The following is a 16,067-nucleotide window of genomic DNA, read 5'->3' on the forward strand; positions in this document are numbered from 1 at the left end:
GGTGAGCCGACCCTACGGCCGGCATGTGCCCGGGGTGTTACGAGCCGATGCGCTCCAGGAGCAGCTCACGCACACGTCCGGCGTCGGCCTGTCCGCGCGTCGCCTTCATGACCGCGCCGATGATCGCGCCGACCGGTCCGAGGTTGCCCGACCGAATCTTCTCGGCGATGTCCGGCTGCGCCGCCAGCGCCGCATCGATCGCGTCGAGCAGCGGCCCGTCGTCCGACACGACACCCAGGCCGCGCGCGGCCACGACGTCGGCCGGGTCGCCCTCGCCCGCGAGCACGCCCTCGAGCACCTGGCGGGCCAGCTTGTCGTTGATCAGGCCGTCGTCGACGAGCTTCTGCAGCTGGCCGATCTGCGTCGGCGTCACCGGGAGGGCCTCGAGCTCGACCTCCTGCTGCTTGGCCGTGCGGGCCAGCTCGCCCATCCACCACTTGCGTGCGGCGGCCGGGCTGGCGCCCGCGGCGATCGTCGTCTCGATGAGCTCGACGGCCCCGGCGTTGACCACGTCGCGCATCTCGGCGTCGGCGTACTCCCACTCGGCCTGCAGCCGGCGTCGGCGCGCGGCGGGCATCTCCGGAAGACCCGCACGGATCTCCTCGACCCACGCGCGGTCGGGAGCGATCGGCACCAGGTCGGGCTCCGGGAAGTACCGGTAGTCCTCGGCGTCCGACTTCACGCGACCGGACGCGGTGGTCCCGGTGTCCTCGTGCCAGTGGCGCGTCTCCTGGATGATCGCGACGCCGTCGTCGAGCACGCCCGCCTGCCGGCTGACCTCGTACCGCACGGCCCGCTCGACCGACCGGAACGAGTTGACGTTCTTGGTCTCGGTGCGCGTGCCGAGCGCCGACTCCGGCGTGGGACGGATCGACACGTTGACGTCGGCGCGCACGTTGCCGCGCTCCATCTTCGCCTCGGAGACGCCCAGCGCACGGAAGATGTCGCGCAGGGTCTGCACGTAGGCGCGCGCGACCTCGGGAGCACGAGCACCGGCACCCTCGATCGGCTTGGTGACGATCTCCACCAGCGGGATGCCCGCGCGGTTGTAGTCCACCAGCGAGTACTCGGCGCCGTGGATGCGGCCGTCGGACCCACCGATGTGGGTGTTCTTGCCGGCGTCCTCCTCCATGTGCGCGCGCTCGATCTCGACGCGGAAGATGCTCCCGTCGTCCAGCTCGACGTCGACCCAGCCCTCGAAGGCGATGGGCTCGTCGTACTGCGACGTCTGGAAGTTCTTGGGCACGTCCGGGTAGAAGTAGTTCTTCCGGGCGAACCGGCAGCTCTCGGCGATCGAGCAGTTCAGCGCGAGGCCGATGCGGATCGCGTACTCGACGGCGGTCGCGTTCACGGCGGGCAGCGCGCCAGGCAGGCCCAGCGAGACGGGCGTGACCTGCGTGTTCGGCTCCGCACCGAACGTGACCTCGGCGCCGTCGAACATCTTGGTGCGCGTGCCCAGCTCGACGTGCACCTCGATCCCGATGACCGTGTCGTAGCGCGCGACGGCGTCGTCGTAGTCGACCAGGGCGCTCATCGCGCGACCTCCAGCTCCGGAGCCTTCAACAGCAGCGGCCCTTCCCACTCCGTCTCGAGCAGCATCTCGAGCGCCGCCCCGACGCGGTACAGCCGGTCGTCCGCCTTGGCGGGCGCCAGGATCTGGAACCCGACCGGGAGGCCGTCGTCGGACAGTCCCGACGGCAGCGACATCCCGGGGACGCCGGCCAGGTTCGCGGGGATCGTCGCGACGTCGTTCAGGTACATCGCGAGCGGGTCGTCGAGCTTCTCGCCGAGCTTGAACGCCGTCGTCGGTGCCGTCGGGGAGACGAGCACGTCGGCCTTCTCGAACGCGGCGTTGAAGTCACGCTGGATGAGCGTGCGGACCTTCTGCGCCGAGCCGTAGTAGGCGTCGTAGTAGCCCGCGGAGAGCGCGTAGGTGCCCAGGATGATCCGGCGCTTGACCTCGTCGCCGAAGCCCTGGCCACGGGTGGCGGCCATGACGCGCTCTGCCGTCGGGTTGTCCTCCGGGACGACCCGCAGGCCGAACCGCATGCCGTCGAACTTGGCCAGGTTGCTCGACGCCTCGCTCGGCATGATCAGGTAGTACGCGCCCAGGGCGTACTCGAAGTGCGGGCAGGACACCTCGACGATCTCCGCACCCGCGCCGCGCAGGATCTCGAGGGACTCCTGGAACCGCGCGAGCACGCCGGGCTGGTAGCCCTCGCCCTGCAGCTCGGTGATGACGCCGACGCGCAGGCCGGACAGGTCACCGGACGCCCCCGCGAGGGCCGCGGCGACGAGGCCGGGCAGGGGCTCGTCGATCGACGTGCTGTCGCGCGGGTCGTGACCCCCGATGAGCTCGTGCAGCAGCGCGGAGTCGAGCACCGTGCGCGTGACGGGACCGGCCTGGTCCAGCGACGACGCCATCGCGATGAGCCCGTAGCGGGAGACCGAGCCGTACGTCGGCTTGACGCCGACGGTGCCCGTGACGGCGCCCGGCTGACGGATCGAGCCGCCGGTGTCGGTGCCGATCGCCAAGGGAGCCTCGTACGCGGCGACCGCGGCCGCCGAGCCGCCGCCCGAACCGCCCGGGATCCGGTCGAGGTCCCACGGGTTGTGCGTGTTGCCGTAGGCGGAGTGCTCCGTCGAGGAACCCATCGCGAACTCGTCCATGTTCGTCTTGCCCAGGATCGGCAGACCGGCGGCCTTGATCCGCTCGACGAGGGTCGCGTCGTACGGCGGCACCCAGCCGTCGAGGATCTTCGACCCGGCCGTCGTCGGCAGACCCTTGGTCACGACGACGTCCTTGACCGCGATCGGGACGCCCGCGAGCGCGTGCAGCGGCTCCCCCGCGGCCCGGCGCGCGTCGACGTCGGCGGCGACCGCCAGCGCCTCCTTGCCGCTCACGTGCAGGAACGCGTGCACCGCGTGCTCGACGTCGGCGATCCGGTCGAGGTGCGCCTGCGTCGCCTCGACGCTGGACACGTCCTTCTTGGTGAGGGCGTCCGCGAGCGCGGAGGCCGAGATCCGCGTCAGGTCGGTCACGCGTCCTCCCCCAGGATCTGCGGGACCGCGAACTTGCCGTCGATCGACGCCGGCGCGGACGCCAGGACCAGGTCCCGGTCGACCGGGGCCTCGGGCACGTCGGCACGGAACACGTTGGTCAGCGGCAGGGGGTGGCTGGTGGCCGGCACGTCGGACGTGGCGATCTCGCTCACGCGGGCGACCGACTCGACGATGACGTCGAGCTCGCCCGCGAGGCGGTCGAGCTCCGCCGGCGTCAGGTCGATCCGTGCCAGGCCCGCCACGCGCGCGACCTCGTCGCGAGAGAGGGTGGACATGGCTGGGAGTCTAGTCGGGCTCGGTCGCCGCACCGCGAACGAGCCCGCGCCCGGTCCCGTCAGGCGGCAGCGGCGACCAGCGCGAGCAGCGCCTGCGCGTAGGCGTCCGCCGCGTCGTCGGCGCTGAACACCTGCTCGGGGCGGCCCGCAAGCTCGACGAGCACCTGGTAGCCGCCGAACGTCGAGCGGGCCAGGCTGCGGAAGGTGCCGCCCAGGAGCTCACGCAGCTGGTCCTCGCGCGGCAGCCACAGGGCGTCCTCCTGGCGCACCGAGTCGAGCGCCCACTCGGTGGTCCCGTTGAACCCCAGGACGGTGCCGCTCGGGTACTCGCGCGGCTCGACCACCATGTCCGCGATCGTGAAGACCTGGTCCTCGAGCACCCGGACCGCGAACGAGTCCCCCGGGCGCGGGACCCAGCGCACCCCGGCGGCGCTCAGCTGCTCGGCGCGAGCGACGCTGATCATGTGACCTGCCTCCGTCGGGCGACGACCACGAGCAGGACGCCGCCTCCGAGCAGCAGGAACGCGAGGACCGCCCACGCGACGGCGTCCGTCCCTGTCGCCGAGAGCGAGGTGTCCGGGGCGACGACCGTCGCGTCGTCCTGGACGTACACGGGGTCGCACACCGGGCACAGCGGCTGCCCGCCGGTCGCCGTGGCGACGTTCGTGACCTTGGTGCCCGGTGCCACGTTCAAGGTCGCCGACACCCGGACGGGCGGCGCCGCCTGGTTGACCGCGAGCGTCGGCGTGTACGTGCAGGTCACGACGTTCGCGACCGCGTTGCAGGTCCAGCCCGCGCCCGCGGCGCTCGCGTAGGTCATCCCTGCCGGCAGCTCGTCGGTCACGATCACCGGGGTGGTCGTCGCGTTGGGTCCGAGGTTGGTGACGACGACGTCGAACACCGCCGGCGCACCCGGGAGGCCGACCGCGGTCTTCTCGATCGCCAGGTCGGACTGCCCGGTCACGGCGACGTCGTCGGTCGCCGTGTTGTTGTCGGGGTCGACGTCCTCGTTCGGCGTCGTGACGACCACCGCGTTGCTCACCGACGGCGCGGCCGCGGCCTGGACGGAGACCACCAGGGTGATCGGCACGGGCGTCGTCATCGTCACGCCGTCCGCGATCGTGCACGTCACGACCTGCCCGGCGGCGGCGCACGTCACGCCCGGGCCGGTGCCCGACACGAACGTGGTGCCCACCGGCAGGGTGTCGGTCACCGTCACCGGACCCGGGTCGTCGGTCGGCCCGGCATTCGCGACCTCGAGGTTCCAGGTGCCGTCGTGGCCCACCCCGAAGTCCACGTCATGGGTCTTGGTGACCGACAGGTCGACCTGCGGCGGTATCGCGAGGTCGTCCGTCGAGACGTTGTCGCCGCGGTTGTCGCCCTCGGTGCTGGTCTCCACGTCGGCCGTGTTCTTCACCGTCGGGAACGCCTCGGGTCCGACCGTGACGACGAGGTCGATCTGCGGTGCGAAGCCGTTCGCGCGCAACGGCAGGTCGTAGGTGCAGCGGACCACGAACAGCACGGTGGAGCAGGTCCAGTCGGTGCCTGCTGCCGAGACGTACGTCAGGCCCCGTGGCAGCGGGTCGGTCACCACGACGTCCCGCGCGTCCGACGGGCCGGCATTGAACACCGTGAGGTGGAACGTCACGTCGTCGCCCACCCGGACGGGACCCGTGTGGGTCTTCAGGATCCTGACGTCGGCGAGCTGCTGGACCAGGACCTCGTCCTCCGTCGCGTTGTTCGCCGGGACCGGGTCGGTCGTCGGGGACGTGACCGCCGCGGTGTTGACCACCGGGCCGGCGGGCGCCGCCGGGTCGACCGCCGTCGTGAGCACCAGGTCAGGCGCCGTCGCACCGGCGGCCAGCGACGTCACACCGTCGAGGTCGCACACGACGGTGGTGCCCGGACCGTCCGGCACGCAGGTCCACGGTCCCGACGACGAGACGTAGGTGAACCCGGACGGCAGCGTGTCGGTGACCTCGACGGGGGCGAGCGCGTCCGACGGGCCGTTGTTGGTGACGGCGATCGTGAAGTCGAGCTCGTCGCCTGCGAACACGCCGCCCGCCGGGTGCGTCTTGGTGATCGCGAGGTCGGCCTCGGTGCTCGCGGTGATGGTCGCGTCGTCGGTGTTGTTGCTCGGGTCGGCGTCGGTGGTGGAGGTCCCGACGACGACGGTGTTGGTCAACGTGGTGCCGTCGGCCACCTCCGAGCCGATGCGGGCGGTCACCGTGATCACGCTCGTGGTGATCGCGTCGGGCGCGACGGGTGCCACGAGAGTGGCCCGGTCGCAGACGACCTCGGTCGCCGAGACCGTGCACGTCCAGCCGGTTCCGGCCGCGCTCACCCCGGACATGCCCGGCGGCAGGGTGTCGACGACGTGCACGTCGTCCGCGTCCGACGGACCCGCGTTCCCGACCGTGAGCGAGTACGTGACCTCGTCGCCCGCCAGGTACGGCGCCTGGCCGGTGACGTCCTTCACCACGCTGACGTCGGCCTCGTCGCGGACGATCACCGGGTCGGCTGCGTCGTTGTTGGTGAGGTCGGAGTCCTCCTGCGGCCCGTCCACCGACGCCTGGTTGAGGATGATCGACGGCCCGGCGTCGGCGTGGACGAACGCGGTGAGCGTGATGGGCTCGGCGAGCGCCGGCGATCCCGGCGTGCCGGCGGCAATGCCGTCAGCGCTCGTGCAGGTGACCACCTGGTCGACCGCCGAGCACACCCAGCCGACACCGGTCGCCGAGACGTACGTGACGTCGTCGGGCAGGCCGTCGGCGACCGTGATCGGGCCGATCGTGGCCGACGGGCCGAGGTTCGAGACCTGCAGGGTCCACACGACGTTCTCACCGGCGTCCACCGGGCCGGTGTGCGACTTGTCGAGCGCGAGGTCCGAGATCGAGCTGAACGAGGTGTTGTCGGTGTCGGTGTTGTTCACCGGGTTCGGGTCCGGCGTCGGTGAGTCGACCGTCGCCGTGTTGGTGAACGAGCCCGCGCCGGCCGTCGGGTCGACGTCGACCACGATGCTCACCGTCGTCGACGCGCCCAGCGGCAGGGACCCGGCCAAGGTGCACGTGACCAGCTGACCGGCGGCCGAGCAGGTCCAGGTGCCCGTCGGGTCGACCGTCGAGACGAAGGTGAGGTAGTCGGGCAGGGTGTCGGTGATCGTGACGTCCGCGGCCGCGTCCGACGGCCCGTTGTTCACCACGTCGAACGTGTAGGTACCCGACGTGCCGGGCGTGAACGCCCCGCTGTGGGTCTTCTGGATCGCGAGGTCGGCGGACGTGGTGACCGTCAGCGGGCTCGTCGCCGTGTTGTTGCCCGGCACCGGGTCGGGCGTGGTACCGGAGACGGTCGCCGAGTTGGTCAGGGTGCCGGTCACGCCGGGGGCGATGTGGGCGATGACGAGGATCTGCGGTGCGACCGCACCCGCGGCCAGCACCGTGGACCGGGTGCAGGAGAACGTCTGCCCGGCCGGCGGGGCGCAGCTCCACCCGATGCCGACCGCCGAGACGAACGTCGTCCCGGCCGGCAGGGTGTCGCTGACCGTGATCGTGGGCTGGGAGTCCGACGGCCCGTTGTTGCGGACGCCGATGGTCCACGCGGTGTCCTGGCCCGCGACGCCCGGCCCCGCGTGGGCCTTGCTGCTCGCGAGGTCGGCACTGGTCGTGATCGTCACCGAGTCGGTCGTCGAGTTGTTCGCGGTGCTCGGGTCGTACGTGCGCGCGTTGGCGGTCGCCGCGTTGGTGAACGTCGTCCCGCTCGGCGTCGCGGCCGGGATCGAGGTCACGACCGTGATCACGGGGAACGACGCCCCCGACGCGAGCGTCCCGGGCGGCGTGGTCCTCGCGCAGCTGACGACGCCCGAGACGGGGGCGCCGCACGTCCAGCCGGTCCCCGACGCCGAGACGAAGCCCGCGCCCGGAGGCAGGGTGTCGGTCACGACGAACGGGCCGACGGCGGCGTCGGCCCCGTTGTTGCGGACCGTCAGGGTCCAGGTCGCGTTGCCGCCCGCGACGACCGGCGACGCATGGGTCTTGGTGACCCGGACGTCGGCGGAGTCGATGCGGGTCTGGGCGGACGCCTCGGGGTTGTCGTACGGGCCGTCCGCGTTCCCCGTCTCACCGGTCGCGTCCTCACCGACGGCACGGGCACGGTTGACCTGCGGGACGGTCGAGCCGACGTTCGGCAGGACGGCGCTCGTCGGTCGGAGCTGGAACGTCATGCTCGCGGTCTGTCCCGGCTGCAGCGTGCCCAGGTCGGACCACACCGCGACGCCGGCGCTGACGACCGGATCGGCGTGCGCCGCCGCCGTCACCGCGGGGGTCGTGAGCTGCGAGGTGCCCGGCACGTACTCCCAGCCGGAGGGGATGGTGTCGGTCAGGTCGATGCCGTACGAGGGTGCGCCCCCCGTGTTCGTCACGCCGATACGCCAGGTGAACGGCGACCCGATGTATGCGGGCGCCGCCGAGACCGCGGTCTTCGCCGTCGTCAGCTGCGGGAACGCGGGCGTGACCTGCGCCGTCGCCGTCGGGCCGACGTACACGCGGCCCCCCGACTCGAGCGACTCGTAGTTGGTCACCTGGACGGAGTTCTCCAACGGCGTCGCGTCGATGTCCTCCGACGGTGCGAGCGTGGCCTCGTAGGTGACCGTGACCTCAGCACCGGGCGGGTAGGCGATGGCCAGGCCGCGCGTGTCCCAGGTGATCGTGCCGCCGCCGCGCACCGGGTCGTCACCGGTGAGCACGCCACCGAAGGCGATGCTGTCGGGGTCCACCACGACCCCGAGAGGAACGGTGTCCACCAGGACGCCGTTCCACGAGTCGCTCGACGTCGGGTCCGCGGAGTTGCGCGCCGTGATCGTGTACTCGAACCGGTCGGCCGGCCCGGGCGTCGGGTCGCCGACGACCTTGTCGATCGTCACGTCCGGCTCGATGACGGTCACGGTCGCGCTCGCCGAGTCACCCGTCGCGTCGAACGGTCCGGCCGCCGACTCGGGGTCGTCGTTGGGGCTGTCCGCGGTCTGGTTCCACGCGGTTCTGGCCGTGTTGGTGAGCGTCACTCCGGCCACGTTCTCCGGCACGTCGGCGATGGTTCCGATGTAGGTCACGGACACCAGGCGACGGTTCGGGCTCGGCGCGAGATCGCCGAAGTTCCAGCCGACGATCGTCGAGCCGCCGGGTCCGTCCGCGTCGTCGAGCCGCACCGGGACGGCCGTGCAGGGCGTGAGCGGGACGGTGAGGATCGCGCAGCGGTAGTCCGTGATCGCGGTGTCGACCACGCCGGACGGGACCTGGTCGATCAGGGAGGCGTCGTAGTAGGTCGTGTTCGCGGCGATCAACACGTTCACGTCCCAGGTGACCTCCTGGCCGATCGTCGCGCGGTCGGGTGTGACCGACTTGACGATGCTCGCCCCGACGATCGGGACGGTCGAGAAGGCGGTGTCGGTGCCGACGCGCTCGTCGTCGTTGTCGGGCTCTGTCGGACTCGTCTTGCCGTCGTCGAGCGTCGAGCCCGAGAGCGTCACGTTGTTGACGTAGGACGTTCCCGCGACGGCGTCGAGGGGGACGTCGGCCGTGTACGTGCGCGTCACAGTCGCGCCCGGTTCGATCGTGCCGACGTCCCACACGAGGGCGGTGGTGCCCGCGGCGCAGCCGTTCGCGGTGCCGCCCGGTGCGGGTGCGTCGCCCGGGTCGGGGCCGTAGGCGTCGAAGATCATCCCCGCGGGCAGGCAGTCGACCAGGAACGTGTCGTGCAGCGGCGTGCGGGCGGTGCCCGAGCCGTCGGTGTTCACGTTCCGCGCCGTCACCGTGTACGCGATCGTCGTCCCGCCCGGCACGGGCCCGCCCGCGTCGTTCGCCTTCGCGACGTCCGGACGCGGCTGACGCATCGTGATGGTCCACGAGGCCGTCGCCGGCGGGAGCGCCGAGCCGCCGAGCGTGGCCAGGCTGTCGAACCGAGCGGTGTTGATCGCCTGCAGGTTGTTCTGCGTCGTGCTCATGGCTGCCGCGGTGACCCGGGCCGTGAGCACCACCTCGAAGCGCTGGTCGAGCGCGGTGGCGTTGTTGTACGTCGGCGGGAACGTCACCGTCCCCGTGCCCGGGTCGACCGAGACGCCTGCCGGGACGGGCGCCGTCGCGGCGCTGTCGGCGTCCGGGTGATAGGTCAGCGTGGCGGCGCCGACCTGGTCGAACCCCGTGGGCAACGGATCGCGCAGCGTCCCGTCAAAGGCCGCCGTCCCCGCGAGGATCCGCACGCCGTAGGTGTAGGTGACGAGCTCGCCGATCGTCGCCTCGTTCTCGAGGTCGTTGTTCGTCTCCACGATCGACGTCGTACCGGCCTTGTCGACCTCGGGACCGGGCACCCTCACGTTCGACGGGTCGGAGGCGGCCGGCGCGTCCCACTGCGTCGGCAGCACGGTGAGGTCGACGTTCTGCCGGGGGTAGAACGTCACCGTCCCACCGCCGGGCACGTTGGTCAGCGCCTCGTAGCTGCGCACGTAGGCGGTGTCCGTGTACACGGTGCCCACGCCCGCCGGGTCGGGGATCGTCGTGTCGTAGAGGATCGACTGGGTCGCCCCCGGGCCGATGCCCTGCCCCGAGAGGTCCGGCTGCGTGCCGTCGATCGGGAACGTCACGCGCAGGAGGCTCAGGTCCGCGGAACCGAGGAACGCGGGGTGCCCCGGCTCTCCGGGGTCGGTGCACACGACCGTCGGGGCCACCGTCTGCGGTGGCTCGAACCGCACCGTGCTCTCGTCGACGTCGTCGCACGTGAGCTGGACCGGCAGCTTGTCCCAGACGTCGAGCGCGCCCACCTCGTAGCCGTTCGCGGTACCCGCGGTGCCGGCGTTGGTGACGTCGATGCGGAACGTCGCGACGGAGCTCGCCCGCACCTCGGAGCCGTCGACGTTGCTGTTCACGGGGTTCGGGCCGCTCGCGGGGGCGTCGACCGACTCGACGCCCTTGACCACCTGCACCGGCGGGACGGGCGCTCCCTGCATGACGAGGCTGTCCCGGAGCGTCTGGGCGATCCCGGCGGAGTTCTCGGCGCGCAGCTTCATCAGGTTCGACCTGGTCAGCGCCGTCGTGCCCGGAGCCGCCCTGGTCACGTTCGCCTGGATCACGGCCGCGAACACGGCGCCCGGCGCGACGAACCGGTTCCCCGCCGGTCCGGCGTCGCCGATCAGGAACCGCACGGCGGTCGTCGTCGAGCTCACGCTGAACGGTGCATCGGAGCTGGTGCTCGCCGCGGTCGCCGACCCGTTCACGTACGTCATGGACGGCGGCAGGAAGTCGGTGACCTGGGCGTTGCGGGTCTCGGTCAGGGGCGAGAAGCTGACGGTCAGGAGGTAGCAGACGCGGTCACCCTTGCGGAACAGGGTCTCGTCGGGCGCGAACGCGGACGGCTCGCCGTAGACGCTCGCGTCCGTCGGGCACGTCCCGCCCGAGAGCGACCGCGGCGCGATCAGCTTGTCGATCGACTCCGAGCCCGTGGTCAGGGTCCACTCGGACTGGTCGTCGACCTGGACCGTCCCGGTCTCCCCCGTTCCAGCGACCGGCGTCGTGGTGGCCGTGAGCGACGCGTGGTTGGTGAACGTGTCGCCGGTCGAGGTCGCCTGTCCGACCAGCGTGCCGCCGAGGTAGGTCGGGAGCATCGCCGCCGAGTAGGAGACGGTCGTCGTCGCGTCCGGACCCTCGGCCAACGGGTCGAACGTGAGGTCGAAGGTGCCGTCGGCGTTGAAGTCGACCGTTGCGAACGGCACCGACGGCACCGTGGCCAGCGCGCCCGCGCAGGACGGGTTGGCGGCCGGTGTGTAGTTGGTTCCCGGGCCCCCCAGCGGGCACGTCCCGTTCGGCAGCGTGTCTGCCAGCACGATGCCGGACGCGCTCACGTACTCGCTCGACTCGACCGTGAGGGTGTACCGCACGGTCCCACCCGAGCTGAACTGGGTGCGGTCGGCGCTCTTGCGCATCCGCACGTCCTCGACCGACACGGTGAGCGTGTCCGAGGCGGAGACGGTCGGCGGGACACCCGGCGCGGTCGTCCCCGCGAACGTCCCGGTGACCTGCGCGACGTTCGTGGCGGACTGCTCGGTGGCGGTCTCGCGCGTCGAGGCACCCGTGTTGTTGTCGAGGTTGGCGGTCTGGAGCAGCCCGCCCGGTGCCGGGTCGGGGAACAGGACGTTCGCGCGCAGCGGGACACCGGCCGCGTAGCGGAGCGTGAAGCTGCTCGACGCCGCGAGGTCCGGGACCGTCCACTGCACGCGCGTGTAGACCCCGGCCGGGTAGGTCGTCGTCCCGTTCGGCGGCGGGTCCTGGACCGTCGTGACCGAGGTCGGGGTCAGGCAGTCGGCGGGCACGGGAGTCGCGTCGAGCGACGCGGCACCCGGGTACTCGGGGGCGGCCGAGTTGTCCACGCCGCCGCAGCCCAGGTACTCGAGCCGCGCCGGGATGTAGTCGGTCACGACGAGCCCGCTGCTGCCGCCCGCCGGTGCCGTCTCGACGGTGAGCGAGTAGACCGTGTCGTTGTCGTGCACCCCTCGGAGCAGCTCGCCCTCGGGGCTCGGCTCGGACTTCGTGATCTGCAGGGCCGAGATGACGGTCGTGGTCGGGTTCGACGTCGCGCTCTCCGTGGCCGTGTCCGGCACGATCACGCCGAGCTCGTCGAACTCCGGGGCGACGAACGGGTCGGTGCTGCTGTAGACGTCGGCAGTGTTCTCGACGGTCGTCCCGACGGGGTACACCGCCGGGTCGGGCAGCACCTGGAACGTCAGGACCGTCGTGCCATTGACCGACAGGTCGGTCACGTTCGACCAGGTCAGGGTCGTCTGGCCGGTGTCCGGATCCACCACCTCGACGGGGTCGCCCGCGCCGGCCGGGGTCGTCGAGCCGCCCACGTAGCTGACGTCCGGGGGGATGACGTCGCGGAACGCGAGGTTGTACTCGGGGGCGGCGTCCGGGTTGCTCGGCGGGTTGGTCACCGTGAGCGTGTAGGTGATCGGCTCGCCCGCCAGCACCTCTCCTGGTGCGTCCTTGGACAGCTGGATCCCGGGCGCCGCGACGGCCACCGTGATCGGCCCGAAGAGCACGCCCACCAGGGCGAGCACGCAGGCCAGCACCGACGTACGCATCCACCGGGCACGCACGTCCTGGACCGCGTGGGTGCCAGTCATCCTCGTATGCTGCCTGATTTCTCAAGGTTTGGCCCGAAATGCCGGCGTCTCACCTGTCACTCCTGACCCATCCGGTGGGCTAGCACCTACACGCAGGTCGAGCGTCGTCCGCTGCCGTGGCCCCTCAACCACGGCGCGGACGACGCTCGTCCTTTCCCCCGGACGCGCACGCTCTCCCGCGCGTGCGCGCCCCCTCAGCGCGTGCTGAACGCCGCGTCGAACGAGGCAGCAGGCGGGTCGAACGCGTTGCGACGGACGAACTCCAGGGCCTGCGGAGCCCCCACGAGCCGGTCCATCCCCGCGTCCTCCCACTCCACCGAGATCGGCCCCGCGTAGCCGATCGAGTTGAGCACCCGGAAGGAGTCCTGCCAGGGCACGTCCCCGTTGCCGGTCGACACGAAGTCCCAGCCGCGCCGCGGGTCGCCCCACGGCAGGTGGCTGGAGAGCCGGCCGTTGCGGCCGTTCCCCAGACGCTTCTTCGTGTCCTTGCAGTCGACGTGGTAGATCCGGTCCCGGAACTCCCACAGGAAGCCGACCGGGTCCAGGTCCTGCCAGACGAAGTGGCTGGGGTCCCAGTTGAGCCCGAAGGCCGGCCGGTGCCCGATCGCCTCGAGCGTGCGCACGGTCGTCCAGTAGTCGTACGCGATCTCGCTCGGGTGCACCTCGTGAGCGAACCGGACGCCGACCTCGTCGAACACGTCGAGGATCGGGTTCCAGCGGTCGGCGAAGTCCTGGTAGCCCGCCTCGATCGTGTCCGCGCCGACCGGCGGGAACATCGCGACGTACTTCCAGATGCTCGACCCCGTGAAGCCGACGACCGTGTCGACACCGAGCTTCGCGGCCAGGCGCGCGGTGTGCTTCATCTCCTCGGCCGCGCGCTGCCGGACGCCCTCGGGGTCACCGTCGCCCCAGACGCGGTCCGAGACGATGTCCCGGTGTCGCTGGTCGATGGGGTCGTCGCACACGGCCTGGCCCTTGAGGTGGTTCGAGATCGCCCAGACCTTCAGGTTGTACTTCTCGAGCAGCGCGAGCTTGCCCGCGACGTACTCGTCGTCGTCCCAGCGCCACGGGTCCAGGTGGTCGCCCCAGCAGGCGATCTCCAGGCCGTCGTAGCCCCAGCCGCTGGCCAGGCGAGCGACCTCCTCGAACGGCAGGTCGGCCCACTGGCCGGTGAACAGGGTGATCGGTCGTGCCATCGTCAGTCCCCCTCCACGGGTGTCCACGTGCTGTTCGAGTCCGCCGACCGCTCGACCGCGTCCAGCACACGCTGGATCCGCAGCCCGTCGGCGAAGCTGGGTTCCGGCTGCCGCTTCTCTGCGATCGCCGTCACCAGGTCCACGGCCTGGTGCGTGAACGCGTGCTCGTACCCGAGCCCGTGTCCCGCCGGCCACCACGCTCCCACGAAGGGGTGCTCGGGCTCCGTGACGACGATGCGCCGGAAGCCGGCCTCGACAGCGGGCTGCGCCACGTCGAAGAAGTGCAGGACGTTCATGTCCTCGAAGTCGAACGCCAGCGAGCCCGCCGAGCCGTTGATCTCGAGCCGGATCGCGTTCTTGCGGCCCCACGCGAACCGGGTCGCCTCGAACGTGGCCAGTCCCCCGCCGGACATCCGGCCGAGGAAGATCGCCGCGTCGTCCACGGTGACCGGACCCGTCGACGTGCCGGCCGTGCCGTGCAGCCCGCTCGACGACTCGGCCACCGGCCGCTCGTGCACGAACGTCTCCAGGATCGCCGAGACACCGGTCACCGACTCGCCCGTCACGAACTGCGCGAGGTCGATGATGTGCGCACCGATGTCGCCGAGCGCTCCGGAGCCCGCCTTCTGCTTGTCCAGGCGCCACGACAGCGGCGCGTTCGCGTCCGCGATCCAGTCCTGCAGGTACTGCGCGCGCACGTGCCGCACGGCACCGATCCGGCCGTCCGCCACGAGCTGACGGGCGAGCTGGATGGCGGGCACGCGCCGGTAGGTGAACCCGACCATCGCGAGCTGCCCGTTCGCGCGAGCCTGCTCGGCGGCCTCCGCCATCGCGACGGCCTCGGCCACCGAGTTGGCGAGCGGCTTCTCGCACAGGACGTGCTTGCCCGCCGCGAGCGCCGCGATGGCGATCTCGGCGTGCGTGTCGCCGGGCGTGCAGATGTCGACCAGGTCGATGTCGTCGCGTGTGACGAGCGCCTTCCAGTCCGTCTCCACGCTCGACCAGCCGAGCCGCGTCGCCGCAGCGGTCACGGCAGCCTCGTCGCGACCCGCGATCGCCGCCATGTCCGGACGCAGCGGCAGGTCGAAGAAGTGCGGTGCGTTGCGCCAGGCCTGCGAGTGCGCGACGCCCATGAATGCGTAGCCGACCATGCCGACGCCGAGACGGTCTGTCATGCCTCTTGCCTTTCTGTCGGTGCTGCCGGGTGCTGCCGGGTGCCGCCGCGGACGGCCCACCCGGCAGCACCGGCGTGGTCGGAGGTCAGGACGCGAAGCCGATGGGCAGGTACTGGTCCACGTTCTCCTTGGTGACGATGGGCGCGTACAGCTGGACGGTGCGGGGAACCTCGCTGTCCACCAGGTCGCTCATGCCCTTGCCCTGCGCGAGCAGCCGAGCGAGCTTGACGCCGTCGGCTCCCTGCGTGGACGGGTAGATGACCGTCGCCTTGAGCACCGTGTCGTCGGCCTTGATGGCGTCCATGGCGTTCTTCGAGCCGGCGCCGCCGACCATGAAGAACTCGTCGCGACCCGCGGCGTCGATGGCCGCCAGCACGCCGATGCCCTGGTCGTCGTCGTGGTTCCAGATGGCGTCGAGCTTCGGCTGAGCCTGCAGCAGCTCGGCGGCCGCCTCCTCGCCGCCCTGGACGGTGAAGTCCGCGGCGACACGGGCGTCGACCTTGAGACCACACTTGGTCAGCGCGTCCTTGAAGCCCCGGCTGCGGTCCTGCGTCAGCGGCAGCGAGTCGATGCCCGCGATCTCGGCGACCTTGGCACCGGCGGTGCCGCCGATCTGCTCGCAGATGTACTCGCCGGCGCTCACACCCATGCCGTAGTTGTCGCCGAGCACCGTGGTGCGGGCCGCATTCGGGTCGCTGAACTCACGGTCGACGTTGACCACGGGGATTCCCGCGTTCATCGCCTTCGTGGCGACCTCGGTCAGTGCCGCGCCGTCGCTCGGCAGGAGCACGATCGCGTCGACGCCGTCGTTGATGAACTGCTCGATCTGGCTGATCTGCACGCTGACGTCGTTGGTGCCCTCAGCCATCTTGAACTCGACGTCGGAGTACTTCTCAGCCTCGGCCTTGGCGGCAGAGTTGATCGCGCCCAGCCAGCCGTGGTCGGCGGCGGGGCCCGAGAAGGCGATGGTGACCGTGTCGCCCGGCTCGTCGTTCCCGCCCGCGGCTGCGGCCGGCGCCTCGGCGGCGGGGGTGTCCTCCGGCTCCGGGGTGTTGGACGTGCAGCCGGCGGCGATGAGGGCGAAGGCTGCGGTGGCGCCGGCGACGGCGAGCCACTTGCGGCGCAGAGGTGCGGACATGACTGATCCTCCTTGATCGGACGTGCGGGGTGAGGTGCTGCTTGTCGACGACGT

8 protein-coding genes are annotated in these 16,067 nt (G+C 71.4%); all 8 read right to left on the reverse strand.

What is annotated here, in order from left to right; genetic code table 11:
• Window positions 1-37: 37 nt before the first annotated feature.
• The gene (gene gatB / locus AC1DPN_RS17100) at window positions 38-1,534 is read right to left on the reverse strand and encodes an Asp-tRNA(Asn)/Glu-tRNA(Gln) amidotransferase subunit GatB (protein WP_477085972.1); all 1,497 of its coding nucleotides are present in this window, start codon (window positions 1,532-1,534) and stop codon (window positions 38-40) included.
• Window positions 1,531-3,042 (reverse strand): Asp-tRNA(Asn)/Glu-tRNA(Gln) amidotransferase subunit GatA, encoded by a 1,512-nt coding sequence (gatA, locus tag AC1DPN_RS17105; RefSeq protein ID WP_477085973.1) that lies wholly within the window; start codon window positions 3,040-3,042, stop codon window positions 1,531-1,533. The genes gatB and gatA overlap by 4 nt, the downstream gene beginning before the upstream one ends.
• Window positions 3,039-3,338, reverse strand: coding sequence for an Asp-tRNA(Asn)/Glu-tRNA(Gln) amidotransferase subunit GatC (gatC, locus tag AC1DPN_RS17110; RefSeq protein ID WP_477038583.1), 300 nt, complete (start codon window positions 3,336-3,338; stop codon window positions 3,039-3,041). The genes gatA and gatC overlap by 4 nt, the downstream gene beginning before the upstream one ends.
• A gap of 59 nt (window positions 3,339-3,397) precedes the next feature.
• Window positions 3,398-3,802, reverse strand: a complete 405-nt coding sequence (locus AC1DPN_RS17115) for a pilus assembly protein CpaE (protein WP_477085974.1) — start codon at window positions 3,800-3,802, stop codon at window positions 3,398-3,400.
• A complete protein-coding gene (locus tag AC1DPN_RS17120; RefSeq protein ID WP_477085975.1) occupies window positions 3,799-12,504 on the reverse strand; it encodes a hypothetical protein in 8,706 nt (2,901 codons plus the stop codon). Before AC1DPN_RS17120 ends, AC1DPN_RS17115 begins: the two co-directional genes overlap by 4 nt.
• A gap of 194 nt (window positions 12,505-12,698) precedes the next feature.
• Entirely contained in the window at window positions 12,699-13,700 is a 1,002-nt protein-coding gene (locus AC1DPN_RS17125; protein WP_477085976.1) for a sugar phosphate isomerase/epimerase family protein, read from the reverse strand.
• 2 nt (window positions 13,701-13,702) lie between these two features.
• Window positions 13,703-14,875 carry a Gfo/Idh/MocA family protein gene (locus AC1DPN_RS17130; RefSeq protein WP_477085977.1) on the reverse strand — a complete coding sequence of 391 codons (1,173 nt, stop codon included), beginning with the start codon at window positions 14,873-14,875 and terminating at the stop codon, window positions 13,703-13,705.
• 85 nt (window positions 14,876-14,960) lie between these two features.
• A complete protein-coding gene (locus AC1DPN_RS17135) occupies window positions 14,961-16,013 on the reverse strand; it encodes a substrate-binding domain-containing protein (protein ID WP_477085978.1) in 1,053 nt (350 codons plus the stop codon).
• Window positions 16,014-16,067 lie beyond the last annotated feature (54 nt).

Source organism: Cellulomonas sp. P4_H4 (assembly GCF_056400865.1).

What these genes read in the sequence shown, in the direction of transcription:
- AC1DPN_RS17120 (WP_477085975.1), bottom strand. Translation starts at nt 12,504, where the DNA reads ATGACTGGCACCCACGCGGTCCAGGACGTGCGTGCCCGGTGGATGCGT.
- AC1DPN_RS17135 (WP_477085978.1), bottom strand. Translation starts at nt 16,013, where the DNA reads ATGTCCGCACCTCTGCGCCGCAAGTGGCTCGCCGTCGCCGGCGCCACC.
- gatC (WP_477038583.1), bottom strand. Translation starts at nt 3,338, where the DNA reads ATGTCCACCCTCTCTCGCGACGAGGTCGCGCGCGTGGCGGGCCTGGCA.
- AC1DPN_RS17115 (WP_477085974.1), bottom strand. Translation starts at nt 3,802, where the DNA reads ATGATCAGCGTCGCTCGCGCCGAGCAGCTGAGCGCCGCCGGGGTGCGC.
- AC1DPN_RS17125 (WP_477085976.1), bottom strand. Translation starts at nt 13,700, where the DNA reads ATGGCACGACCGATCACCCTGTTCACCGGCCAGTGGGCCGACCTGCCG.
- gatB (WP_477085972.1), bottom strand. Translation starts at nt 1,534, where the DNA reads ATGAGCGCCCTGGTCGACTACGACGACGCCGTCGCGCGCTACGACACG.
- AC1DPN_RS17130 (WP_477085977.1), bottom strand. Translation starts at nt 14,875, where the DNA reads ATGACAGACCGTCTCGGCGTCGGCATGGTCGGCTACGCATTCATGGGC.